This is a genomic window from Pseudomonas sp. B21-028, assembly GCF_024749045.1.
Taxonomy (GTDB): domain Bacteria; phylum Pseudomonadota; class Gammaproteobacteria; order Pseudomonadales; family Pseudomonadaceae; genus Aquipseudomonas.
In genome coordinates this window covers 3516597-3541989 of record NZ_CP087184.1, presented here as the reverse complement: position 1 = coordinate 3541989, position 25393 = coordinate 3516597, and the positions used below count along the sequence as shown (strand labels likewise).

Annotated in this window: 19 protein-coding genes; 12 read left to right on the top strand and 7 right to left on the bottom strand. The window is 63.1% G+C overall.

The window, feature by feature from the left end; translation table 11 throughout:
- The first annotated feature begins 3 nt into the window (after positions 1–3).
- The 6 genes from LOY35_RS15365 (at position 4) to LOY35_RS15340 (ending at position 7354) form a co-directional block, all read left to right on the top strand.
- Positions 4–678, top strand: coding sequence for a DUF1028 domain-containing protein (locus tag LOY35_RS15365; RefSeq protein ID WP_258624455.1), 675 nt, complete (start codon positions 4–6; stop codon positions 676–678).
- Positions 671–1837, top strand: a complete 1167-nt coding sequence (gene argE / locus LOY35_RS15360; RefSeq protein ID WP_258624445.1) for an acetylornithine deacetylase — start codon at positions 671–673, stop codon at positions 1835–1837. The genes LOY35_RS15365 and argE overlap by 8 nt, the downstream gene beginning before the upstream one ends.
- A 14-nt stretch (positions 1838–1851) precedes the next feature.
- Positions 1852–3345, top strand: a complete 1494-nt coding sequence (locus LOY35_RS15355; protein WP_258624442.1) for an aldehyde dehydrogenase — start codon at positions 1852–1854, stop codon at positions 3343–3345.
- Between the two features lie 64 nt (positions 3346–3409).
- Positions 3410–4858 (top strand): APC family permease, encoded by a 1449-nt coding sequence (locus LOY35_RS15350; RefSeq protein ID WP_258624441.1) that lies wholly within the window; start codon positions 3410–3412, stop codon positions 4856–4858.
- Positions 4855–6237 (top strand): aspartate aminotransferase family protein, encoded by a 1383-nt coding sequence (locus LOY35_RS15345; RefSeq protein WP_258624440.1) that lies wholly within the window; start codon positions 4855–4857, stop codon positions 6235–6237. Before LOY35_RS15350 ends, LOY35_RS15345 begins: the two co-directional genes overlap by 4 nt.
- Before the next feature lie 109 nt (positions 6238–6346).
- Positions 6347–7354: an ABC transporter substrate-binding protein gene (locus tag LOY35_RS15340; RefSeq protein WP_258633649.1), complete on the top strand. Its 1008-nt coding sequence runs from the start codon at positions 6347–6349 to the stop codon at positions 7352–7354.
- Between the two features lie 17 nt (positions 7355–7371).
- Here the strand turns inward: LOY35_RS15340 and LOY35_RS15335 are convergent, their stop codons facing one another.
- The 4 genes from LOY35_RS15335 to LOY35_RS15320 all read right to left on the bottom strand — a co-directional run bounded on the left by LOY35_RS15335 (position 7372) and on the right by LOY35_RS15320 (position 12131).
- A complete protein-coding gene (locus tag LOY35_RS15335; RefSeq protein ID WP_258624437.1) occupies positions 7372–8283 on the bottom strand; it encodes a LysR family transcriptional regulator in 912 nt (303 codons plus the stop codon).
- Between the two features lie 203 nt (positions 8284–8486).
- Positions 8487–9689: an NAD(P)/FAD-dependent oxidoreductase gene (locus LOY35_RS15330; RefSeq protein WP_258624434.1), complete on the bottom strand. Its 1203-nt coding sequence runs from the start codon at positions 9687–9689 to the stop codon at positions 8487–8489.
- A 1313-nt stretch (positions 9690–11002) separates the two neighbouring features.
- Positions 11003–11380, bottom strand: coding sequence for a response regulator transcription factor (locus LOY35_RS15325; protein WP_258624432.1), 378 nt, complete (start codon positions 11378–11380; stop codon positions 11003–11005).
- A gap of 100 nt (positions 11381–11480) precedes the next feature.
- Complete coding sequence (locus tag LOY35_RS15320) at positions 11481–12131, bottom strand: response regulator transcription factor (protein ID WP_258624429.1); 651 nt, start codon at positions 12129–12131, stop codon at positions 11481–11483.
- Positions 12132–12487: 356 nt separating this feature from the next.
- Here LOY35_RS15320 and LOY35_RS15315 point away from each other — a divergent pair, with 356 nt between their 5' ends.
- A complete protein-coding gene (locus LOY35_RS15315; RefSeq protein WP_309475885.1) occupies positions 12488–13426 on the top strand; it encodes a LysR family transcriptional regulator in 939 nt (312 codons plus the stop codon).
- Here the strand turns inward: LOY35_RS15315 and LOY35_RS15310 are convergent.
- Both LOY35_RS15310 and LOY35_RS15305 read right to left on the bottom strand, forming a co-directional pair.
- Positions 13402–14337: a hypothetical protein gene (locus LOY35_RS15310; RefSeq protein ID WP_258624427.1), complete on the bottom strand. Its 936-nt coding sequence runs from the start codon at positions 14335–14337 to the stop codon at positions 13402–13404. The two genes, LOY35_RS15315 and LOY35_RS15310, sit on opposite strands and share 25 nt — an antisense overlap.
- Before the next feature lie 46 nt (positions 14338–14383).
- On the bottom strand, positions 14384–15400 hold the full coding sequence (locus tag LOY35_RS15305) for a GlxA family transcriptional regulator (protein WP_258633644.1): 1017 nt from the start codon (positions 15398–15400) through the stop codon (positions 14384–14386).
- Positions 15401–15571: 171 nt separating this feature from the next.
- On the opposite strand from LOY35_RS15305, the gene LOY35_RS15300 reads away from it, so the two are divergent.
- The 5 genes from LOY35_RS15300 to LOY35_RS15280 all read left to right on the top strand — a co-directional run bounded on the left by LOY35_RS15300 (position 15572) and on the right by LOY35_RS15280 (position 22595).
- The gene (locus tag LOY35_RS15300; RefSeq protein ID WP_258624423.1) at positions 15572–16528 is read left to right on the top strand and encodes a helix-turn-helix domain-containing protein; all 957 of its coding nucleotides are present in this window, start codon (positions 15572–15574) and stop codon (positions 16526–16528) included.
- 71 nt (positions 16529–16599) lie between these two features.
- Entirely contained in the window at positions 16600–17532 is a 933-nt protein-coding gene (locus tag LOY35_RS15295) for a transporter (RefSeq protein ID WP_258624419.1), read from the top strand.
- Between the two features lie 11 nt (positions 17533–17543).
- The gene (locus LOY35_RS15290; protein WP_258624414.1) at positions 17544–18818 is read left to right on the top strand and encodes an MFS transporter; all 1275 of its coding nucleotides are present in this window, start codon (positions 17544–17546) and stop codon (positions 18816–18818) included.
- A gap of 12 nt (positions 18819–18830) precedes the next feature.
- Complete coding sequence (locus LOY35_RS15285; protein ID WP_258624413.1) at positions 18831–20285, top strand: amidase; 1455 nt, start codon at positions 18831–18833, stop codon at positions 20283–20285.
- Between the two features lie 1263 nt (positions 20286–21548).
- Positions 21549–22595, top strand: a complete 1047-nt coding sequence (locus LOY35_RS15280; protein ID WP_258624410.1) for a class I SAM-dependent methyltransferase — start codon at positions 21549–21551, stop codon at positions 22593–22595.
- A gap of 138 nt (positions 22596–22733) precedes the next feature.
- Here LOY35_RS15280 and LOY35_RS15275 read toward each other — a convergent pair whose 3' ends face one another.
- Positions 22734–25307, bottom strand: a complete 2574-nt coding sequence (locus LOY35_RS15275; protein ID WP_258624407.1) for an EAL domain-containing protein — start codon at positions 25305–25307, stop codon at positions 22734–22736.
- Positions 25308–25393 lie beyond the last annotated feature (86 nt).

Here is a 25393-nt window from a genome sequence, read left to right as displayed (position 1 = left end):
AACATGACTTTTTCTATCGTTGGGCGTTGCGCCGAAACCGGTCAGTTAGGCGTCGCCATCAGTTCCTCCAGCATTGCCGTCGGTGCCCGTTGTCCCTGGTTGCGGGCCGGTATCGGCGCGGTGTCGAGCCAGAACATTACGCTGCCGGCCCTGGGACCGCTGATCCTCGATGAACTGGCCGACGGCCTGGAGGCGCGCGAGGCGGTGGATCGCGCCCTGGCTCGCAATGGCTATAGCGAGTACCGCCAGGTGGCGGTCGTCGATGCCCATGGAAATACCGCGATCTACAGCGGCAGCCATGCTTTGGGTATTCACAATTCGCTGGCCGGTGAGCAGTGTGTGGCGGCTGGAAATCTACTGGCCGGCGAGGGCGTGATCGACGCCATGGTTGCTGCTTTCGAAGGCAGTGAAGGCTGTCTCGCGGCCCGTCTGATGAACGCTTTGCGAGCCGGCCAGGAGGCGGGTGGAGAGGCCGGGGCGGTGCACTCCGCCGCGCTTTCGGTGGTGGATGACTTGACGTGGCCAATTGTCGATCTACGGGTGGACTGGGTCGAGCAGAATCCCATCGGCGAACTGGAAAAGCTCTGGGTCGCCTACCAGCCACAATTGCAGGACTACCTGACCCGCGCCCTGAATCCGACCCTGGCCCCTCGCTACGGAGTGCCGGGTGATGAGTGATTTGCGCAGCCGCGCATTGCTCGCCAGGCTGGTGGGTTTTGCCACGGTAAGCCGCGACTCGAACCTGGCGTTGATCGGGTTCGTGCGCGACTACTTGCACGGCCTGGGGGTGGCCTGCGAACTGGTCTACAACCCGGAGCGGACCAAGGCCAACCTGCTGGCGAGTATCGGCCCGTCGGTGCCCGGTGGCGTGGTGCTGTCCGGGCACACCGATGTGGTGCCGGTGGACGGGCAGGCCTGGACGGTCGAACCGTTTTGCCTGAGCGAGGCAGATGGCAAGCTTTTCGGGCGTGGCACGGCGGACATGAAGGGCTTTCTCGCCTCGGTACTGGCGGCGGTGCCGATGTTCCTGTCCAGCCCGCTGCGGCGACCGGTACACCTGGCGTTTTCCTATGACGAAGAAGTCGGATGCCTGGGCGTGCGCGGCTTGCTGGAGGTACTGCCGCAACGCATTGAGCAACCGGCGCTGTGCCTGATTGGCGAGCCCACCGGGCTTCAACCTGTGCTGGGACATAAGGGAAAGCTGGCGATGCGTTGCCACGTCAAGGGCGCGGCTTGCCACTCGGCCTACGCGCCTTCCGGGGTGAACGCCATCGAGCAGGCGGCGCGCCTGATCGGCCGGTTGAGCCAGATCGGCGCCGGGCTGGCCGAACCGTCACGGCATGACGCACGTTTCGATCCGCCGTACTCGACGGTGCAGGTCGGGGTTATCCAGGGCGGCACGGCGTTGAACATTGTCCCGGCCGATTGCCGTTTCGATTTCGAAGTGCGTGCCTTGCCGGACTTTGCTCCCCAGGCCGTCGTCGAGCAACTGCGGGCCTATGCCGAACAATTGCTGCCGACGATGCGGGCGGTGCAAGCCGACACCGCGATCCATTTTGAGCATCTGTCTGCTTACCCCGGTCTGGCGACCTCGCCGGACAGTGCCGCGGCGCGCCTGCTCGCCCGACTGTGCGGCAACGATGCGTTCGGCACCGTGGCCTTCGGTACCGAAGGCGGGCTGTTTCATCAGGCAGGTATTGCGACGGTGATCTGCGGCCCCGGCAGCATGGAACAGGGGCACAAGCCCGACGAATACGTAAGCGTTGAACAAATGGCGGCCTGCGATCGCTTGATGGATCGCCTGGCCAATGATCTCAGCGAGTCCGACGACCGCTGACAAAGGAACCTGCGATGAACGACTTCAATGACTGGAAGAGCCGGGCGGCAGAGCTGCGCCTGAGAGATCGCGCCTTGATCGACGGCGTGCCGACAGAAGCGGTCGATGGCGCACGGTTTGAGGTCATCAATCCGGCCAATGGGACACGGTTGGCGAATGTGGTGGCGTGCGGCGAGCGGGAGGTCGATCTCGCGGTGAAAGCCGCGAGGCGGGCTTTCGAACGAGGCCCTTGGGCGCGCATGGCGCCGGGTGAACGCAAGACCGTGCTGTTGCGTCTGTCGCAACTGATGCTGGCGCACCGCGAGGAACTGGCCTTGCTCGACAGCCTGAGCATGGGCAAGCCGGTGATGGATGCCTGGACCATCGACGTGCCCGGTGCCGCCCATGTCTTTGCCTGGTACGGCGAGAGTCTCGACAAGCTTTACGATCAGGTCGCGCCGTCGGCGGCAAATGTCCTGGCCACCATTACCCGTGTGCCGCTGGGTGTCATCGCGGCGGTGGTGCCGTGGAATTTCCCACTGGACATGGCGGCCTGGAAAGTCGCCCCGGCACTGGCCGCCGGCAACAGCGTGGTGCTCAAACCCGCCGAACAGTCACCGTTCTCGGCCTTGCGCCTGGCCGAACTGGCCCTGGAAGCCGGCTTGCCGCCCGGCGTGCTGAACGTCGTGCCGGGCCTCGGCGAGCAGGCCGGGAGGGCGCTGGGCCTGCATCCGGACGTCGACTCACTGGTGTTTACCGGCTCTACGGAAGTCGGCAAATACTTCATGCAGTACTCCGCGCAGTCCAACCTCAAGCAGGTCTGGCTGGAGTGCGGCGGCAAGAGCCCGAACCTGGTATTTGCCGACTGCCAGGACCTGGACCTGGCGGCGCAAAAAGCTGCATTCGGGATTTTCTTCAACCAGGGCGAAGTGTGCTCGGCCAACTCGCGGCTGCTGGTGCAGCGCTCGATTCACGATGAGTTCGTCGAGCGGCTGGTCGCCCAGGCACGCCAGTGGCAACCGGGTAATCCCCTGGACCCGGCGAGTCGCTCCGGGGCCATCGTCGACGAACGCCAGACCGCGCGAATCATGCAGTACATCGGGCAGGCACAGGCCGAGGGTGCCCGGCTGGTCTGCGGTGGCCGTCAACTGAGCTTCGATGGTTCCGGAAACTTTATCGAGCCGACGATCTTTACCGGTGTGAAGCCAGACATGCAGTTGGCCCGCGAGGAGGTGTTCGGGCCGGTCCTGGCGGTGAGTGCATTCGAGGATGAAGAGCAGGCCATCGCCATGGCCAACGAGCATATCTACGGACTGGCGGCATCGCTGTGGACGGACGACTTGAACCGTGCGCACCGCGTGGCGCGACGCCTGGAGGCGGGCACGGTTTCGGTCAACACCGTGGATGCGCTGGACGTCACGGTGCCGTTTGGCGGTGGCAAGCAATCGGGCTTCGGCCGCGACCTTTCCCTGCATTCGTTCGACAAGTACACGCAACTCAAGACGACCTGGATTCAGCTCCGTCACTGAGTGCAATCCGGTTTTCAACCGCAATCGATTTGTTCTCCCCAAGAAAAAGAAAAAGGAGCAACCGATGGACAGTTCTTCAAGCGTGCCGTTGCAATCCGTTGACCCATCCCTGGCCAGGCCTCGCCGACGCCTGGGCCTGAGTGCCCTGCTGGCGGTGGCCGTGGGCCTGGTGGTGTCCCAAGGCGTCATGGTGCTGATGTTGCAAGGCGCCGGTATCGCCGGCATGGGCTTTGTCATACCGCTGGCCCTGGCCTGGCTGCTGGCCTTGAGTTACGCCTGTTCGTTTTCCGAACTGGCGATGATGATCCCTCGCGCCGGCAGCCTGAGCAGCTACACCGAGGTCGCCATCGGTCAGTTTCCGGCGATCCTGGCGACGTTCTCCGGTTATGTGGTGGTGGCAATGTTCGCCTTGTCGGCGGAGCTGCTGCTGATGGAGTTCATCATCGACAAGGTCTACCCGCACTCGATGCCGCCGTTGAGCGTGGCGCTTGGGGTGTTGTGTCTGTTCACGGTGCTCAACCTGTTCAACATCGACATTTTCTCGCGCCTGCAAACGGTGCTGGCGCTGGTCATGACGGTGATGTTGCTGGTGATGGGCTTGGGGGCGCTGACAAGCGACGGGGCCGGCAGTGTCTCGACCCTGGTGACGACGTCCGGCTGGAACCCCATGGGGCTCGGGGTCGTTGCACTCACGGCAATGGCCGTGTGGGGCTTCGTCGGGGCTGAGTTCGTCTGCCCCCTGGTGGAAGAAACCCGGCACCCGGAACGCAACATCCCGGCCTCGATGATGATCGGCTTGACGGTGATTTTCGTCATCATCTGCCTGTACTGCCTGGGGGCCTTGCTCACTGTGCCGCAGGCCGAACTGGCCAGTAACGGCTTACCGCATTACCTGTTCGCTACCACCGTGTTCGGCGAAGCGGGCCAGATCTTGCTGGTCAGTGCGGCCATCACCGCCACGTGCAGCACCCTCAACAGTTCGCTGGCGGCCATCCCGCGCATGTTGCTGGGCATGGCGCAGAACGGCCAGGCCTTCGGCGTATTCAAACGCACCGGCAAGCGCAGCGGCGCACCCTGGGTTGCTGTGCTGTTCGTGGCGGCCGTCACCGGTGTGCCGCTGCTGTTGATGCACGACCACCCGGACGCCATCAATCTTCTGCTGCTGGCTGCCGCCCTGGCCTGGTTGCTGGCCTACATCATCACCCACATTAACGTGATTGCCCTGCGTCGACGCTATCCCCACGTGCATCGCCCGTTTCGCACGCCGTGCTATCCGCTGCCCCAGCTGTTCGGCATCGCCGGCATGCTGTTTGCCATCTGGCATGTATCCCCGAGCCCGGAAATGACCTTGCCGATCTTCGCCAGCGCGGGTGCGGTGCTGGGCATTGTTTCGCTGATCGCGGTGGTGTGGATCAAGTGCGTCATGGGCAAGCCGCTGTTCAAGCCCGAGCCGCTGGCGGCAGGCCGAGACACCGGTAACGAAAAGATCAATCAGCAAGGAGACTTCCAATGAACGCGTCATTCAACGCAACCCGCAGCACCCGTGAATACCAGGCGCTGGACGCGGCACACCATATCCATGCGTTCCTCGACCAGAAAGCCCTCAATGCCGAAGGGCCCCGGGTAATCGTTCGCGGTGAGGGCCTGGCGTTGTGGGATAACGACGGCAAGCGTTACCTGGACGGCATGTCCGGGCTGTGGTGCACCAACCTGGGTTACGGTCGCCAGGACCTGGCCGCCGCGGCGAGCCGCCAGTTGGAGCAATTGCCGTACTACAACATGTTCTTCCACACCACCCACCCATCGGTGGTGGAGTTGTCCGAACTGCTGTTCAGCCTGCTGCCGGAGCACTACAGCCACGCCATCTATACCAACTCCGGCTCCGAGGCCAACGAGGTCCTGATTCGCACGGTGCGGCGCTACTGGCAGATTCTCGGCAAGCCGCAGAAGAAAACCCTGATTGGCCGCTGGAACGGCTACCACGGTTCGACCCTGGGGGCCTCGGCCTTGGGCGGCATGAAATTCATGCACGAGATGGGCGGCGTGATCCCCGATGTGGCGCACATCGATGAACCGTACTGGTTCGCCCACGAAGGCGACTTGAGTCCGGCCGAATTCGGCCTGCGGGCCGCTCGCCAGCTGGAGGAAAAAATCCTCGAGCTGGGTGCCGACAATGTCGCCGCGTTCGTTGCCGAGCCTTTCCAGGGCGCGGGCGGGATGATCTTCCCGCCCGACAGCTACTGGCCGGAGATCCAGCGCATTTGTCGCCAGTACGACGTGCTGTTGTGCGCCGATGAAGTGATTGGTGGCTTCGGTCGTACCGGTGAATGGTTCGCCCATGAACATTTCGGCTTCGAGCCGGACACCTTGTCCATCGCCAAGGGCTTGACCAGCGGCTACATCCCCATGGGAGGACTGGTCCTGTCCCGGCGCATGGCCGAGGTGCTGGTGGAGCAGGGCGGAGTGTTCGCCCATGGCCTGACTTACTCCGGACATCCGGTGGCCGCCGCGGTGGCAATCGCCAACCTCAAGGCCCTGCGCGACGAGGGCATCGTTACCCGGGTCAAGGACGACACCGGACCGTATCTGCAACGCTGCCTGCGGGAGATCTTCGATGGCCATCCGCTGGTTGGCGAGATCCAGGGGGTGGGCATGGTCGCGGCCCTGCAACTGGCCGAAGACAAGGACCTCCGCAAGCGCTTTGCCAACGAGAACGAGATGGCCTGGCAATGCCGCACCTTCGGTTTCGAGGAAGGCGTGATCATCCGTTCCACCCTTGGCCGGATGATCATGGCCCCGGCGCTGGTGGCCAGCCACGCCGACATCAACGAGCTGGTCGACAAGACCCGTATTGCTGTAGACCGCACCGCCCGCGCTTACGGTCGCCTTTGAGTCCCGTCGCCGGCTCGTGCGGGCGAGCCGGCTCCAAACGACCTGGCGTCGTACAGGTCATGAGAGGAATCGATCGATGTCCAGATCCTTGCGTTGCACTGTTGCGTGTATGGTGGCGTTGTCGAGTGCCAGTATCGTCGCCGCGCCGCCGAGTCTCACCGTGATCTCCTTTGGCGGTGCCACCAAACAGGCCCAGGACACGGCCTACTTCCAACCCTTCAATGCCAGCGGTGCGGGAAGCGTCGTGGCCGGTGAATACAACGGCGAGTTGTCGAAGATCAAGGCCATGGTCGCAGCGGGTCACACCAGCTGGGACGTGGTCGAAGTGGAAAGCCCCGAATTGCTGCGTGGTTGTGAAGAGGGGCTGTTCGAGAGGCTCGACCTGACGCATCTGGGGGATCCGGCGAACTTCGTTCCCGGTACGCTCACCGAGTGCGGCGTGGCGACCTATGTCTGGTCGATGGTCCTGGCCTATGACCGGAGCAAGCTCGCCAAGGCCCCTGGATCATGGGCGGACTTCTGGAACGTCACCGACTATCCGGGCAAGCGCGGTTTGCGCAAGGGGGCCAAATACACCCTGGAAATCGCATTGCTGGCGGACGGGGTCAAGGCGCAGGAACTGTATAAGGTGTTGGGCACCCCCGAAGGTGTGTCCAGGGCGTTCGCCAAACTGGACCAGATCAAGCCGGACATCCAGTGGTGGGAGGCCGGCGCCCAACCAGCCCAGTGGCTGGTGGCGGGCGATGTGGTGATGAGCGCTGCCTACAATGGCCGGATCGCCTCGGCGCAGAAGGAAGGCATGACGCTGGAGATTGTCTGGCCGCAAAGTTTGTATGACCCGGAGTATTGGGCGGTGGTCAAGGGGACGCCGAACAAGGCCCTGGCGGAACAGTTCATCGCTTTCGCCAGCCAGCCGCAGGCCCAGAAAGTGTTCTCCGAAAACATCCCTTATGGGCCTGTACATCGCAAGACGTTGAGCCTCTTGCCTGTAGCGGTGCAACAGCAACTGCCCACCGCCGAGGCCAATCTGGCTGAAGCGCGGGCGGTGGATGCCGAATTCTGGGTTGATCACGGCGAGGAGCTTGAGCAGCGTTTCAATGCCTGGGCTGCGCGCTAGCGGCCTCGCCACACTGTTCATTGCAGCCATTGCTGGAACTGCTCCTTGCAATAATCGACGAACAACTGCGCCGGCTTGGTGAGGTGCGCCCGTTTGAGCCAGCCGGCTACCAGTGCCGAGCCGGTCACATCTTCGGTGATGTTGACGCACACCACCTGTTGCCCGTCATAGGTGCAGGTGGAGTGCGGCCGGGTGACCAGTACCGAGAAGCCGAACGCCTGGCCGACCATGCCCCGCACCATTTCAATGGACGGCGAGCTGAAGACGATATTGGGCGTCAGGCCCAGCTCTTCGAAAATGCTGACGAAATAGGTTCGGCTGGGTTGTACGTCTAGCAGGATCATCGGCTCCAGGGCCAGGTCGCGAAGCGATACTTGCGCCTGGTTGGCAAAGCGATGCCCGGCCGGCAACAGTGCGTAGGGCCGCTGTGGCGCCATCAGGGCCTCGGTTTCGATGGTGCTGTCCAGATCGTGCTCATAGAAAATCGCCAGGTCGAAACGACCGCCGGTCAACCCCTGCATGAGTTCCTGCTGCTCGCCGTCCTGCAGGCGTATCTCGACGCCCGGGAAGCGCTCGCGAAATCCCGCGATCAGTCGAGGCAGATAGAGCGGGGCGACGGTTTCGAAGCACCCGATGTCGATCTGGCCGCTGATCACATCGTTGTCGGCCAGCGCATTCTGCTCGAACTCACGGGCCATGCGCAGCAGTTCCTGGGCCTTGCGATAGAAGCGAGCGCCGCCAGGTGTCAACGACACTCCCTGGGCGTGATGACGAATAAGCAACTGCACGCCAAAACTGTCCTCCAGGCCTTTGACGGCCGTGGCTATCGACGGTTGGGCGATGTACAGCTTGCGAGAGGCTTCAGCCACGCTGCCACATTCAACCGTTGTGACGAAGTACTTCAGCTGACGCAAGGAATAGGACGCCACGGCACACCTCGATCCGGATGGTTTTTTGCCTACCTTACCTTGTGATGCTCGGGCAGGGGACGTGGATTGATGCGGATTTTCCTGGGCAGTGGCGATATTCAGGCTGGGCAGACACGAAAAAACACCCGCCTAACCATCAATGGCGGGTGTCTGGGAAAAACCGGCTCAGAAAGGAGGGACCTGGCCGGGGTTGGAAAGTGAAATCATGCCACCGGAATCGATGGGTCGGCCGCTGCCAGTGCTGCCGCGCGGTCGGCGGCGGGTGGGTAGATCCATATCGAGTTGATCTGGGTCTTGAGGGTCTTGGCCTCCTGGCCCACCAGTTTGAGCTGGCGATCCCAACCTTCGGTGTACACCGCGCCCCAGGCGCCCAGGTCCAGGCAGGTCACGTATTTGGGCTGGCTGTAGGGCATCGGTGCCACGCCCAGCAGGTCGGCGGCAACGTTGTTGCCGGCGTAGCGCCCCAGGGCGATGGCGTGCTGGCAGGACATTGCCGCATAGTTGCCCACGGTGTCGGTGGCGGCATAAGCCACGTCACCGGCGGCGAAGATGTGGTCCTGGCCCAATACTTTCAGGTTGCCGTCGACGTGCAAGCGCCCCTGGCGATCACGGGTGCCGGGTACGTGTTCGGTCAACGGACTGGCACGGAAACCGACGGTCCAGACCACGGTGCTGGATTCGATGCGCTGGCCGTTCGACAGGGTGACGCCGTCGGCATCCACCGATTCGACCGAGGCGTTGAGGATCCATTCGATGCCCAGGTGAGCGGACGCTTCGATCAGGGAAGGGCGGATGCCTTCGCCCAGGGAGGCGCCGATCTCTGGGGCTCGGTCGACGACGATGACCCGGATGTTGGCCTGCTCGCCCAGGGCGGCGCGCAGGCGAGCGGGCATTTCGGTGGCGGTTTCGATCCCGGTAAAGCCGCCACCGGCCACCACCACGGTGTTGCGGGCTGGGCTGTCCGGCAGGTTGGCGAGGGACTTGATGTGGGCTTCGAGGCGGGTTGCCTGCTCGATTTCATCGACGTCGAAGGCATGCTCGATCACACCCTTGAAGTCAGCACGCATCAACTGACTGCCGGCGGCGAGCACCAGACGGTCATAGTTCAGCGTGCCTTGGGCGCCGGAGGCGTCGCGATAGCCCACTTGCTTGAGACCGGCATCGACGCTCTGCGCCGAGCCCTGCACGAAATTCACCCCGACCGCGTTGAACAGTCCGTCCAGCGGGGCCTTCATCGTATGGACGTCCGGCTCGTAGAATCGTGGCCGGATGCGCAGCTCCGCCTGGGGCGCCAGGACGGTAATCTGCACATCGTTGCGATCATGCTGGTCCAACAGGCGGGCCGCGCTCAAAGCGCTCCAAACCCCACCGAAACCTGCGCCAATTACCAGAATATGCTGTTTCATGATGTGCTCCCGAAGACAAAATCGATACGTTGAATTGTTCAGCTGTTTCAGCGTGACCGTGTCGCGAAGTACCCGAACGTGCGTGGCTTTCTGCATTCAGCTTCGGTTCGCTGTAGGAAATGGTATTCGCCGGCCCGGCATCCGACACTTCTACATAAGGTCAGCGGGGGCATGTCTGCGTATGAAGGATCTATACGAAGGTGTTAGAGCGACGGATGCACCGCATCCCTTGTGGGAGCGAGCCTGCTCGCGATGACGGCGGCACATTCAACATGGATGCAAGCTGACCCACCGCTATCGCGAGCAGGCTCGCTCCCACAAGGGTTGGTGGTCGGACGCTGCTTTCGTGAACCCCACGGAACCTGTGGGAGCCGGGCTTGCCCGCGATGACGGCGGCACATTCAACATGGATGCAAGCTGACCCACCGCCTTCGCGAGCAAGCCCGCTCCCACAAGGGTTGGTGGCTGAACGCTGCTTTCGTGAACCCCGCGGAACCTGTGGGAGCCGGGCTTGCCCGCGATGACGGCGGTACGTTCAACATGGATGCAAGCTGACCCACCGCCATCGCGAGCAGGCTCGCTCCCACAAGGGTTGGTGGTTGGACGCTGTTTTTGTGAACCCCGCGGAACCTGTGGGAGCCGGGCTTGCCCGCGATGACGGCGGCACATTCAACATGGATGCAAGCTGACCCACCGCCATCGCGAGCAGGCTCGCTCCCACAAGGGTTGGTGGCTGGACGCTGTTTTTGTGAACCACGCGGAACCTGTGGGAGCCGGGCTTGCCTGCGATGACGGCGGTGCATCCAACATGGATGCAAGCTGACCCACCGTCTTCGCGAGCAAGCCCGCTCCCACAGGGATTGGTGGCTGGACGCTGTTTTTGTGAACCCCGCGGAACCTGTGGGAGCCGGGCTTGCCCGCGATGACGGCGGCACATTCAACATGGATGCAAGCTGACCCACCGCCTTCGCGAGCAAGCCCGCTCCCACAGGGATTGGTGGCTGGACGCTGCTTTCGTGAACCCCGCGGAACCTGTGGGAGCCGGGCTTGCCCGCGATGACGGCGGTACATTCAACATGGATGCAAGCTGACCCACCGCCTTCGCGAGCAAGCCCGCTCCCACAGGGATTGGCGGTTGGACGCTGTTTTTGTGAACCCCGCGGAACCTGTGGGAGCCGGGCTTGCCCGCGATGACGGCGGCACATTCAACATGGATGCAAGCTGACCCACCGCCATCGCGAGCAGGCTCGCTCCCACAGGGATTGGTGGCTGGACGCTGCTTTCGTGAACCCCACAGGGAATGTTTGATTGTTTCAGCCAACCGGCCGATTGAGCACCGAGTCGATGCTGGCGATCAATTCAGCGCAGTGAAACGGCTTGGGAAAGAATGCCACCGGCTCCACTGCGCCGGCCTTGACCCGGGGCATCGGGGCGAGATGGCCGGTGATGAAGATGACCGGGATGTGAATGCCTTGGTCGGCCAGTTCGTTGTACATCTGGATGCCGCTCATGCCGGGCATCGTGATATCCAAGATCAGGCAGGCGGTCTGTTCGGGGCCGCTGTAGGTCAGGAAATCCAGCGCATTGGCATACGTTCGAACGGTATAGCCGCTGGAGCGCAACAGACCCTCCAAGGCGATTCGAACGGACTCATCGTCATCGACCACTGAAATAATTGCGGTATTGGACATTTAGGTACCGAAGGTGATGTCAGGTCGCCATTAAGGCCCCGTCTTCCCTGCAAGATACCCTGTCCTGTCACCCCGCCAAGCTATACCTGGGTATGAACCTTCAACCGGCGCGTTGCATGTCCAGCGCCTGGGCCATGCGCACCAGATCGGCGAATGAGCGCGCACGCATTTTGCGCATGGCCTGGCCCCGGTGGATCTTGACCGTGATTTCGCTCAGGCCGATTTCCCCGGCGATCTGTTTGTTCATCAATCCCGACACGGCCAAGGCCATCACCTGCTGTTCCCGGACCGTCAGGGTCGCGTAACAGTCCTGGAGCTCCCGACGGCTAAGGTCGGACTCGCGGCGCAATCGATCCCGCTGGAGGGCTGCGGACACTGCATCGATCAAGTCCTGCTCCCGGAAGGGTTTGCTCAGGAAATCCACCGCGCCGGCTTTCATGGCCTTGACCGTCATGGCGATATCGCCGTAGCCGGTCATGAACACAATCGGCAGGTTGATATTGGCCGTTGCCAGTTGCTGCTGGAACTCCAGGCCGCTGGTGCCTCGCAACCGCACGTCGAGCACCAGGCAACTGGGCTGGTCGGGGCGCGGGTGTTGCATGAACTCCGTCACCGAACCGAACAATGAGACCTGCAGGCCAATAGAGCGCAACAGGCCACCGAGGGCTTCGCGCAGCGGTTGATCGTCGTCGACGATATAGACGAGCGGCTCGTCGTTGATGGTCTGGCGGGTGGTGTGGGGGGGCGTCATCGGCTTTCCGAAACGAATCATTGGCAAGTGAGCAGGGGCGGTGCGAACCAGCACGAAGTGCCTTGGGGCTGCGCTCGGATCCTACGGTCATGGAAATCGCTGCATCTTAAAAGTGCCGCTTATCCACCAGGAAGGACATAAAACCCTGAAATTGCGCCACGGCCCTGAAGCGCTGCATACCGAAGTATCAGTGAGCTTGCCTAAAGGTTGAATGGGTTGTCCCCAGGTACAACAGACAAGCGCGCGGCCACCGGCATAACCTGCCAGGCATACCGTCGCCGGTGCGTCTCGATGAAAGGGCCGGCGATGATCCTGTCAACTCCTGACTCAATGGCCTGGCGCCTGGGACGGCTACTATGATGAACAGAAATGACCTGCGTCGTGCTGACATCAATCTGCTGGTTGTCTTCGAAACCCTGATGCACGAGCGAAATGTCAGTCGTGTCGGCGAAAAGCTCTTTCTCGGTCAACCGACGATCAGCAGTGCATTGGCACGCTTGCGACTGATGTTCGATGACCCCTTGTTCATCCGTTCAGGTCGGTTGATGGAGCCGACGTCACGGGCCCAGGAGATATTCTCCAACCTGAGCCCGGCACTGGACGGCATTGCCGCTGCCCTGAGTCGCTGCCAGGCGTTCGATCCGGGCACCAGTGAGGCGACCTTTCATGTCGGAATGTCCGATGACGTTGAGTATGCGTTGCTGCCGGGTCTGTTGCGCCGCCTGCGGGTCGAGGCACCTGGCACGACATTGGTGGTGCGCCGGGCTGATCAATGGCAGATGTCCCAGTTGCTGATCAGCGGGGAAATCACCCTCGGCATCAGCCACACCCTAGAGTTGCCGGCCAATGCCCGGCGCAAGGACTTGCGTCGGATTCGGCCGATGCTGTTGCGGGCCGATTCGCAGCCGGGCGAATTGTCCCTGGATGAGTTCTGCCAGCGACCCCACGCGGTGGTGTCGTCCATGGGCAATGTCATCGATGACTCCGATCGCGCCTTGAGCCTGATCGGGCGCCAACGCCGGGTGGTGCTGACCGTGCCACAGTTCAGCGCCTTGCCCGTGCTATTGGCTCACAGCGACATGGTTGCCATCGTGCCGGACTATGTCGCCCAGGCAATGGCGACGGTCGCAGGCTTGAGGGCCGAGCCGGCGCCGATTCGCTTGCCCGAGCACGCGCTGTCGATGGTCTGGGGCGGTGCTTCGCACAACGACCCGGGCGAGTGCTGGCTGCGCTCCCGTTGTAGCGCGTTCGTAGCCGAGCACGCCGGGCATCAGGATTCCAGGAAGGTTGCTTGAGCGCTGCAAGGCAGGCTAAAGGCGTATCCCGCCGGGTCGACACGGGCTTGCGCTTGCGCCACCAAGCGCTGCACCCATTCGGCATCCTGCTCATTGATCACCGCGTAGCGGTCCGGTGGAAAAAAGGTCCAGTGATGGGCGGCCTCGGCAAGGCGCTTGAGTTCATCGCCAGACAACCAGTAAGACGTGTCGATCAACGGAATCGGTGCGCCGTCGAAACGCCGGCCCAGCGGCAACTGGGTACCGGGGGCGAAGGCAATCGCCAGTTGCGCCCGCGGTTGAAGCTGCTTGGCCGGCGCAGGCGCCTGCCCAATCCGAGCGTAGGTGAAGTTGCCCGGGAATTGCTCCTTGAGCACCAGCCAGTGTCCCGCCTCGGTCCTGGCCAGGATCCACTGCGATACACCGCTGTCTTGCATGTGCACGATTTTATCGTTGACCCAGAGCATGAGGGTGTTGCAGTCGGGGTCAAAGTCGCTGGACCACAGGCAGAAACCCGAGACCAGGGTATGGCGCTCAAGCTCGACCACACCCTGGTCCGGCATGGACTGCCAGTAGCGTTTGGTCGGGTCGTGCTTGTCCCGCAGGAAATTGCGCAGCGCCCAGGCCGTGGTGAAAAGCACTACCGCGACCGCCAGCCATGCCAATGATTCACCGATGATGGAGTCCAGGTCCAGGCCAGGGGCAAACAATGTTCGATAGAGCAACAGCCCCAGGAGGAATGCGATGGGGGGCAACAGGGGGCCGAAGCACAGCGGCGGCATCAGCACCGCGATCCAGTTGAAGCGATGATGGGCCGCATAATCATGGGCCCAGGCCTGCTCCTGGGGAAGCATCGGCGCCTGTTCGCGCGGGCCGATGCCCGAGTCTGGGGTCCAGAAACGTATGTATTGTGTGTAGGAGAAGTCGTTCATGGACGAAGTCATGCTCGTTAGGTAATCGTTGGGAGCCCCAGCCCGGTCAGCGGGAAAAGCGCTTGCGGTAATCCCGGGGTGAAATCGAAAGGTGGCGCTGGAAGGTATGGCGCATCCGCTCTTCGTCACCAAAACCGCAGGAGAGGGCGATCTGGTCGATATTGCGTTGGGAGTCTTCCAGCAACCTTCGTGCGGCTTCCAGGCGAAACAACTCGATGGCCTTGGCCGGGGTTCGTCCGGTCTGGCGCTTGTAGACCCGGGCAAAATTGCGCGGGCTCATCCGCGCCTGGCGGGCCAGCCGTTCGATGGTCAGGTCGTCGTCCAGGTGCTCGGCAATCCATAGGTGCAGTTCGTCAAAGCCGGCGCTGTCCTGGGTTTGCAGTTGCAACAGCTGACTGAACTGCGCCTGGCCACCGGGGCGCTTGAGAAACACCACCAGCTCCCGGGCCACCTGCAGGGCGACATGGCGACCGCAGTCGGCTTCCACCAGTGCCAGGGCCATGTCGATGCCGGCGCTGACTCCCGCCGAGGTCCACACGTGGTCCTGCTGGATGAAAATCGCATCCATGTCCACTGCTACCGCCGGGAACCCGCTTTTCAGCATGTCGCACATGGCCCAGTGCGTTGCGGCGCGGCGTCCGTCCAGCAAGCCGGCCTGGGCCATCAGGAACGTGCCGCTGCACACCGATGCGGTGCGTCGGGCCCTGACCGAGGCACGGCGCAGCCAGTCGACCAGTTCGACGCAATCGATCATCGCCTGGCGGATGTCGGGCGCGCCGGGGACGATCAGCGTGTCGATCAGGACATCGTCGAACTGGCGCAGGCTGCTGGTCTCCACGACCAGGCCTTCGGCGGTTCGCATCAACCCACCCGCGAGGCTGGCAGTATTCATGGCGTAGCCGGGCAGGCCGCGTTCGGCCATGGCCTTGGTCGCCGCCCAGAACACCGTCTGGGCCCCGGTCAGGTCCAGAAGGCCCATTTGCGGGTAGGCCAGAAAGACCAGCGTGCGTGGCTGGGTAATCGATTGGGTGGCGAGGTCGATGTCATGGGGCATTTCGTTCATGGTGGCACGGATGTTCAAGAAGTCGATTTCATTGTGCTTTATACACCGCAAGGCAAGCCATGCCGGGTCGATTATCCATTTTCGGCACAATTGCACGGTATGCCCGGGAGACGGAATGGAACTTGCGTAATCTTTGCCCAACAAGCCCAGGAATCGATGAAGGTCGGGTCAATGAATAACAATACCATCGCATCGCCGGTCAATCGGTTCCGTACCGTAGACATCGACGAGCATGCCCGGAACATGGGCGGTTGGCAGGTCTGCTACGACCAATTGACTCCTGGACGTTTCGAAGGCGAGTTGATTGAATTCCGTTCCGACTGGATGCAATTGGTGCGCGACCGCTCTAATCAGGCCATGACCAAGCGTGGCATGGCCTGGGAAGGGGCCATCACTTTCAGCATGCCGTTGGTGGCGGACGGCCCGGTGTTTTGCTCCGGGCATCCGATCCTCGAGCCCAGCCTGCTGGTGGCCCGAGGGCAAAACTTGCCTGAATTGCGCACGCCCCGGCATCTGGATGTACTGGGCGTCGCCATCGACGAGCAGGCGCTGGCGCACGTGCTGGAACGCCAGGGCAGTCGTTTTCGAATTACCGATCTTCCCAAGTGTTACCGCCTCGGCGACTCGACGCTGCCGGCTGAGCTGGCGGCGCTGTTCGCGGAGTTGGAAAGCGACCAGGGACGGGACTCGCTGTTGGGCTACGAGTCGATCCGCCGTGGCCTGCGGGATACGGTGATGCTGCATATGCTGGAACTGGTGGCGCCGGACGAGGCGCCGCCCCTCAGCCCCACGGCACGCAAACGCATGGTGGACCGGGCCCGGGAGTACGCGTTGAGCCATGTCGACGAGCCGCTGTCGATCCTTGACCTGTGCAACCACATCGGGGCCAGTCGGCGCAAATTGCAGTATTGCTTCCAGGAAACCCTGGGTATCAACCCCGTGGCCTATTTGCGGGCGCTGCGCCTCAATGCCGTACGCCGGGAGCTGCGCAGCGGCGAACAGGTCCAGGGCGTGCAGGAAGTGGCGGCACGCTGGGGTTTCTGGCATTTGAGCCGGTTTTCCAGCGACTATCGGGTCCTGTTCGGCGAAACACCTTCGCAAACCCTGCGTCGCACGCATCTGTGCTGAAAACGGATAACGGCCGATGAAGCCTGCTCCCTAGGATGACCCCACCACCATATGGTCGGAAGGGGCATTCGATGAATCACAATAAGAAAACAAACGTCTTGCGCTTTACCTGGTTGACCCTGGGGATGCTCGGCCTCTGCGCCGGCGCCCATGGCACCGAAAACGGCGCGCCGACCACGGCGGTCGGGGTCTATGACTTCGGTGCGGGCATGATGCCGCCGGCCACGCCCTTCGGGACCGTCGGCCTGCGCACGGCGTTCTACTCGGCCAACGTGCAGAAAGACCGCCACGGTAACTCGGCGGACAACAATTTCTCCCTGGATGTGCTGTCCATCGGCGTCGCCTACATGCGCATGACCGATTACACCGTGCTGGGCGCCAAATATGGCTTCGGCACCGTGGTGCCATTCTTCAAGATGGACGCCTCGGTACAGGTGCAGACACCCGTCGGCCCGCTGGATCTCCAGGCCGATCCGTTTCGCCTGGCGGACGTCCAGTTCCTGCCGCTGATCCTGCAGTGGACCCTGTCGCCGAACCTGTTCGTCAACACTCAGTTCCAGATTCAGGCACCCACCGGCGACTACGACAAGAATCGCCTGATTTCACCGGGGCTCAACCACTGGACGTTCTCGCCGATCGTCAACGCCACCTACCTGTCCGACAGCGGCTTTGAAGTGTCTTCAAGCTTTGAAGTCGACGTGAACACCCGCAACAACGCCACCGACTACAAGAGCGGCGTCGAGTATCGCCACGAGTTTGCCGTGGGCCAGCACGCCGGGCCCTGGACGGTGGGGGTGGGCGGCTACTACTACCGCCAGTTCACCGACGACGATGCACCGGGACTGGAGAGCGGCAACCGCGCCCGGGTGATGGCCGTGGGGCCGGCGGTGAGCTACTTCAAACCCGGTATTCCGCCGGTCTGGCTGCACGTCTACAAGGAGTTCGACGCGCGTAACCGTGCCGAGGGCTATACCGCGGCGTTGCGTATCTCTCAAAGTTTCTGAAGGGGCTCGCCATGAACCAATCAAGTTCCGTTTCAACGGCCGCGACCCCCTCGCGCCAGGCTGGTCGGCGTGAGGGCCTGGTGCTGATGCTGGGCAGTAGCCTGACCATCATGGGCTCGGTCATGGTTGCGCCGATCCTGCCCCGGCTGGGTGCCGAATTCGGCCCCGTCGAATCGCGCGCCGATCTGCTCGTGCCGCTGGCGGTCACGGGGCCGGCCTTGGCGATTGCCCTGTGCGCGCCACTGGCCGGTTGGCTGGCCGACCGCATCGGGCGCAAAGCGCTGCTGGTGATTGCCACTTTGCTGTATGCCTTGCTCGGCGCCTTGCCAGCGCTGCTCGACAGCCTGCCCGCGATTGTTGGCACAAGGCTGCTGTTCGGCTGCACCGAAGCGGCCGTCATGACTTGCTGCGCCACCCTGATCGCCGACTATTGGCACGGCGAGGAGCGCTTGCGCTACGTCAACCGGCAGGTGGTGACGATCGGCCTGGTAGGCGCGCTGTTCTTCGTCGTGGGCGGGGCGCTCGGGGAACACTCGTGGCGTTCACCGTTCCTGCTCTATCTGCTGCCATTGCTGCTGGTGCCGGCGATGGTGAAGATGCTGTGGGAACCCCCGCTGGCGAGGCGCCAGGTGGTGCAACAGCCGCTCGATGAGACGGGCCCGACCAAGGTCGCGGTGCGGCAGTTGGTAGTCGGCTACCTGATGATTCTGGGCGGCATGGTCCTGACGTTCGTCGTGCCGGTCCAGGCGCCGATGCTGCTGGTCAGCCTGGGCATCACGTCGAGCACGATGATCGGCCTGGCCGCGGGCCTGAGCCTGCTGGCAACCCTGGTGGGCTCATTGATGTGGCCGCTGTTGCGCCGCCGCTTGGGTGTCGCCGGCTGCAACGCCTTGCTGCTGAGCCTCATCAGCCTGGGCCTATGGTTGCTGATGCGTGGGCAGAGCTACAACGCGGTGCTGGTGGCGGTCTTCATCCAGGGGCTGGGTTCCGGGTTGCTGGTGCCGAATGTGATGGCGCCGGTGATGAACGCCCTGACTGCCAGCACCCGTGGCCGGGGGTTGGGCGGGTTCACCTCGTTCCTTTATATCGGGCAGTTCGTCAGTCCGCTGGTAGTGGCCTCTGTGATTGCCTTCGCCGGAGACCTGCGTCACGCCATTCAATGGATGGCCTTCGCCGGCCTTGTCGCGGCACTGCTCTGGGTGATTGCCGGCCTGCGCGCTCGCGGCCGCGACCAGGCGAGCCCTGTCGATTCAACACGCCCGGCTCACGCCAATCGTCATGAATAAGGAATCCGAAGCATGAGTATGCAAGACATCCACCAGTTGATGGATCGCGAAGACGCCATGGGGTTGGCCGAGTGGGTCCGGCGCGGCGAGGTCCGGCCTGGCGAACTGCTCGAGGCGGCTATCGAACGCCTGGAGCGGGTCGAGCCGCAACTCAATGCAGTGGCCGAGCGGCTGTACGACTCGGCGCGGGAGGCGGCGCAAACGCCTGAAATGGGGCAGGGCCCGTTGGCCGGCGTGCCGACGTTAATCAAAGACCTGTTTTCGCCGGTCAACGGTGCGGCGATGACCAATGGCTCTCGCTCCCTGGGTGCCGCTCGTGCGGATTTCGAGGCGGAAGTGGTGACGCGTCTGCGGCGGGCAGGGTGCCAGTTGATGGGCACCAGCACATCGCCGGAGTTCGGTACGTCGTACTCCACCGAGTCCACGCGTTTCGGCGCTACTCGCAACCCCTGGAATACCGATTACAGCGCCGGTGGCTCCAGCGGCGGCGCGGCGGCGTTGGTGGCGGCCCGGGTGGTGCCGTTCGCCCATGGCAACGATGGCGGCGGTTCGTTGCGGGTGCCGGCGTCCTGCTGCGGCGTGTTCGGCCTCAAGCCCAGCCGTGGCCTGCTGCCGTCGGGGCCGATCGTGGGGGAGGGCTGGGCGGGGATGGGCACGCCCCATGCGATCACGATGTCAGTGCGTGACAGCGCTGCGTTGCTGGATGCGACCGCCGGGACGGATCTCGGCGCGCCCTATGCCGCACCAGTGCAGGCGCTGCCTTACGTGACGGCGCTGCAGCGCGATCCGAAACCGTTGCGCATTGCCCTGGTCGAACAGCTCGGTCCCTGGCCGACATCGCCTGAAAGTTTGCGGGCGGTGGGCGAGGCGGCACGGCTGTGCGAATCCCTGGGGCATCGTGTCGAGCCGGTGAGCCTGCCGGTGGTATTGCCGGAATTTCTCGACCAGGTGTTCACCATCATCGGTGCAAGTACCCGCCACTACGTCGATCTGCTGGGCCAGATGCGCGGCCTCGCGGTCCAGGCCGAAGAACTGGAAGTGCGCACCCGGATCATCCTGCGGGACAAGGGGAATGTGAGCGGCGCCCAGTACGCGGCCGCTGTGGAGTGGATACACGGCCTGGGCCGGCAACTGGCGCTGTTCATGCAGGATTACGACCTGATCCTCACGCCGGTCCTGACCCGTGAGCCGGCACCGATTGGCGAGCTGGACATCCAGGATGTATGCCTGAGCCTTGATCAATTGATCGAGCGCTACCACAGCTACTCGCCCTTCACCGCGTTGTTCAATGCCAGCGGCCAACCGGCGATGTCGGTGCCGTTGTCCTGGAGTGCCAGGGGCTTGCCCATGGGCGCGCATTTTGCCGGACGCTTTGGTGAGGAAGCCACGTTGCTGGCCCTGGCTGCGCAACTGGAGCGAGCCCAGCCGTGGCGGGGTCGGATGCCAGCGGTGAATGCTTGCTGGTGAGCAGGAGGGAGGCGTGTTGCGCGAGCATTGGGCTGCGTTGAACTAAGCATCTGTGCACAACGCCGTACCTGTGGGAGCCGGGCTTGCCCGCGATGGCGGCGGCCCAGTCAACATTGATGCAGTCTGACCCAGCGCTTTCGCGAGCAGGCTCGCTCCCACATGGGGCTGCGTTGAACGCAGCATCTGCACGACGCCGTACCTGTGGGAGCCGGGCTTGCCCGCGATGGCGGTGGCCGAGCCAACATTGATGCAAGCTGACCCGGCGCTTTCGCGAGCAAGCTCGGCTCCCACATGGGATCGGCGATATGCCCGGCATTTGTGGAGCGACACCGTACCCTGTGGGAGCGAGCCTGCTCGCGATGGCGGCGGCCCAGTCAACATTGATGCAGTCTGACCCAGCGCTTTCGCGAGCAGGCTCGCTCCCACATGGGGCTGCGTTGAACGCAGCATCTGCACGACGCCGTACCTGTGGGAGCCGGGCTTGCCCGCGATGGCGGTGGCCGAGCCAACATTGATGCAAGCTGACCCGGCGCTTTCGCGAGCAAGCTAGGCTCCCACATGGGATCGGCGATATGCCCGGCATTTGTGGAGCGACCCCGGACCCTGTGGGAGCGAGCCTGCTCGCGATGGCGGCGGCCCAGCCAACATTGATGCAAGCTGACCCGGCGCTTTCGCGAGCAGGCTCGCTCCCACATGGGGCTGCGTTGAACTCAGCATCTGCACGACGCCGTACCTGTGGGAGCCGGGCTTGCCCGCGATGGCGGTGGCCGAGCCAACATTGATGCAGGCTGACCCGGCGCTTTCGCGAGCAAGCTCGCTCCCACATGGGGCTGCGTTGGACGCAGCATCTGTGCACGACGCCGTACCTGTGGGAGCCGGGCTTGCCCGCGATGGCGGTGGCCGAGCCAACATTGATGCAAGCTGACCCGGCGCTTTCGCGAGCAAGCTAGGCTCCCACATGGGATCGGCGATATGCCCGGCATTTGTGGAGCGACACCGGACCCTGTGGGAGCGAGCCTGCTCGCGAAGAACGATCGCACCGGGTGTCGCGCCAGGAACCATGAGCACTGCTCCAGGATTAGACTGAGAGCACCCGCGCAGATCTTGCGCGGGAGCCAGGCGCGTGCTCCCACGTTTGCCAGGTGTTTCCCCACTCGGTGATGCGGCAGCGCGCAGCCGCGTGTCAATCCATCCGACCACCGCTACAGTTTTCAGGTCCTGCATGCCCGTGTCGACGGTGGCCTTCTCACAGGAGGGTACGTAATGGACGAGGCAAAACTCAACGAGTTCATGGGCAAGCTGGTGTCCGACATGGGCGCCTCGGCGATGCTCGCCAATGTGATCCTTGGCGATGAGCTCGGGTTGTATAAAGCCATGGCGGATAGCCGGCCGGTCACGTCTCGGGAACTCGCGTCCAAGACGGGCTGCAATCCGCGACTGGTCCAGGAATGGCTCAGCGCCCACGCCGCATCCGGGTACATGGAGCACCACGAGGGCCAGTTCGTCTTGCCTGAAGAACAGGCGTTGGCGCTGGCCATCGAGGATTCACCGGTGTACGTGGCGGGCGGCGTCATGGTGGTCGCCTCCATGTTCCACGACAAGGACAAACTGGTGGCGGCCATGCGCGGCGATGGAGGGCTGGCCTGGGGTGACCACCATCCCTGCATGTTCCACGGTACCGAACGGTTTTTCCGGCCCGGGTACAAATCCTACCTGGTGTCGCAATGGTTGCCGGCGCTGGAGGGGGTCGTCGACAAGCTCACCGCCGGTGCCAAGGTGGCAGACATCGGCTGCGGGCATGGCGCGTCGACAATCGTCATGGCGAAGGCCTTTACGGCCTCGCGCTTTATGGGGTTCGATTATCACGCGCCCTCCATTGCCATGGCGACGCAGCGTGCCGAAGAGGGGGGCGTCGACGACCGCGTCAGCTTTGTCCAAAGTACCGCGAAGAGCTTCCCGGGAGATGATTACGACCTGGTCTGCTATTTCGATTGCCTGCACGACATGGGGGACCCGGTCGGTGCAGCACGGCACGCCTATCAGTCGCTGAAGGCAGACGGTACGGTGCTGCTTGTCGAGCCCTATGCCAAAGACACGTTGGACGAGAACATGACCCCCGTCGGCCGACTGTTCTATGCCGCCTCCACGTTCATCTGTACGCCGAACTCGCTGTCCCAGGAAGTGGGGCTGGGCCTGGGGGCGCAGGCTGGGGAGGCGAGGTTGCGGGAAATCTTTGCCGAGGCGGGTTTCAGACACTTCCGGCGGGCAGCGGAGACGCCTTTCAACCTGATCCTGGAGGCTCGCAAGTAGCCATGCGCAGGCTCGTACCCACTCGGACTCCTGTGGGAGCGAGCCTGCTCGCGATAGCGGTTTATCCGCTGACGGCGAAGGTGGCTGCTGGCGCCTTCGCGAGCAGGCTCGCTCCCACAAAGGGCTATCGGCGCTACTTCATAGCCACCGGGGTGTGGTGAAGAACGAGGCCATTTCCGAGCGGGCCAGTGCCGAGCCGAAATAGGGGCCCTGGACATGGTCGCAGGCGACGTTGCGCAATTGCCTGAATTGCCTGGCGTTTTCGATCCCTTCGGCGGTGACCATCAGTCCTACGCTGCGGCTCAGGCGGATCATCGCCAGGACACCTTCGTGATCATGCTCCAGGCCCAGTTGCGAGAGGATATTGCGATCGAAGCGAATGCCGTCGAACGGCTGGTTCAAGACTTCGCGAAGGGAGGCGATGTTGGTGCCGAACTTATCGATGTTGATCCGCACCCCCAGGTCCTTGAGGGCGTGCAAGGTATCGGCGACGGTCTTGTGATCGACCAGAAGAATGCCCTCGGCCACTTCCAGGACCAGCCGATGGGGAGCCAGGTCGCTCGTCTCAAGTGCCGTCTGTACCTGCTTGAGCAAGAAGCTGCTGCCGAACCATTTCGGCGACACCGCGATGGAGACGTTGACGGGCGTTGGCCAGCTCGCCGCTTCCTCGCAGACATTGATCAGCATCCAGGTTCCCAATTCCTCCAGCTGGCCTGACGCTTCGGCAACCGGAATGAAGTCGGCGCCACCCAGTTCACCCTTTTCGGGATGGTGCCAGAACGTCTGGGCTTCAAAGCCGTACAACTGCTCGGCGTTGACATCGAAACGCGGCAGATAGCGCAGTTCCAGCTGGTCCCGGTGCATGGCGTCGCGCAGTTGCTGTGCATAGCGCCGGCGGTCGCGGGCCACGTTACCCATCGCTTCCACGTAGACGCGCCAGGTGTTGCGGCCGGCGGCCTTGGCCGCGTACAAGGCGATGTCTGCCTGGCGCAACAGTTCATCGGCCCGGCTGTCACCGGGGTGCGCCCAGGCCACGCCAATACTCACTCCCAGGTACAGGGTGTTGCCGTCCAGGTGCATGGGGCGCTGCATGCAGTCGATCAGGCGTCCACAGAGTTGATCGAGGTCTTGGGCATTGCCTGGTTCGGGCATGACAATGACAAACTCATCACCGCCCAGACGGGCCACCAGGTCGGAGTTGCGCACGTTCTGTTGAAGGATATGGGCCACTTCCTTCAACACTTTGTCGCCCACGGCATGACCCAGGGAGTCGTTGACCGGCTTGAAGCGGTCCATGTCCAGGTTCAGCACGGCCAACGACACGCCGCTGGCCGGGTCCATGTACTCACTGAGGCAATCGAACAGCCGGTTGCGATTGGCCAGCCCGGTCAGCGGGTCGTGCAGGGAGAGGTGCTTGATCTGGGCCAGTGCCCGCAGTTCATCGGTGATGTCGGTGGCGGTGCCACGGAACCCCAGGGCGCCGGCATCAATGGCCCGGACCGAGAGTTTGCAGGTGCGTATGCGTTGATTGCGTGCGGTGTACTCGCACAACAGCGGGTTCGAAGACGCGTTGTTGGCGCCGCCGAGCAGCCACTGGGCAATGGAAATTGACCCACCGTGAGGGTGCAGCAGCTGGTGCAGGGGCTTGCCCAGCCACTCGGCGGGACTGAACCCGGTCACTTGCTCGAAGCGTTCCGACAGATAGGTCAATGTTCCGGCCGAATCGACTTCCCAGAGCCAGTCGGAGGACACTTCGGCGATGTCGCGGAAGCGTTCTTCGCTACGCTCCAACGCCTTGCGGTGTGCCAGCAGGCTGTCGTACTGGCGTTCCTGGGCGCGAAGCGTCATCAGGGCATGGCGCAACACGGCGAGGGCCAGGATCCCCAGGATCAGCAGCGCCAGCACCAGCAAGGGCAGCAAGACCTTGCGCAAATCGTTGCCCGGGGTAGACGGTCGCCATGCCAAGGCTTCGTGGATGCCGTCGCCAAGCGATAACTCGGCCGTTCCGTCCGGGCCCGGCTTATGGGCGATATAGGCATCGGGAAGCGCAAAGTCCCGGGCCAGATTCTCCAGCGAAGCCGGGTCGAGGACTTTCACGAACAGCATCAGGCTGGCCGGTCCCGGGATCTCGCGCACGCTGTTGTCGGTGCCGGTGGTGATGGCCGACGCGGCGACGAATGCGGGCGCGCCGTCGTGATGCAGCAACTTGACGATGACTTCGTCACGGTTTTCCGCTGTCCGGGCGGTCTTTCCCAGGCCTTGCAGGTCTCCCGTCAGCCAGGTGCTGGCATCGGCGTCGCTCATTTCGCCGTTGATCACCGAGTAGACCGTTTTGCCCTTGGGGGAAATGACGAACACGGCCTGGTAGCCGTAGAGCGAATAGACGCTGCTGCCGACATTTTCCTGGTCGTAGGCCCAGGCTTTATCCACCTTTACATGCAGATGCCGGTAGGCGTCGCTCCATTTGGAGTAGTCGCTCAGGTCGCGACCGATACCGGTGCGGATGCCGTCGATGGCCCGTTGGGCAAAAAACAGGCTCTGTTCCCAGGCACGCTTGTCCTGGGCTCCGGTGATGTTAAGCAGCACGGCAATCGCCAGCGCGGACATGACAAACAGCAGGAGCATGATGGCCGGGAAGGTGCGTCGGGTGAAACTTCGGGTTGGCTTGCCCGGGGAAAGCTCGGTGGAGTCGTTGCCTGCATCTTCAGTCATAAACAAGTCATCAGCTAAACGCGAAATATCCCGCACGCCCCCTGTATCGGCTGCCAGGCCAATTAACTTAACTGGCCTGACACTCG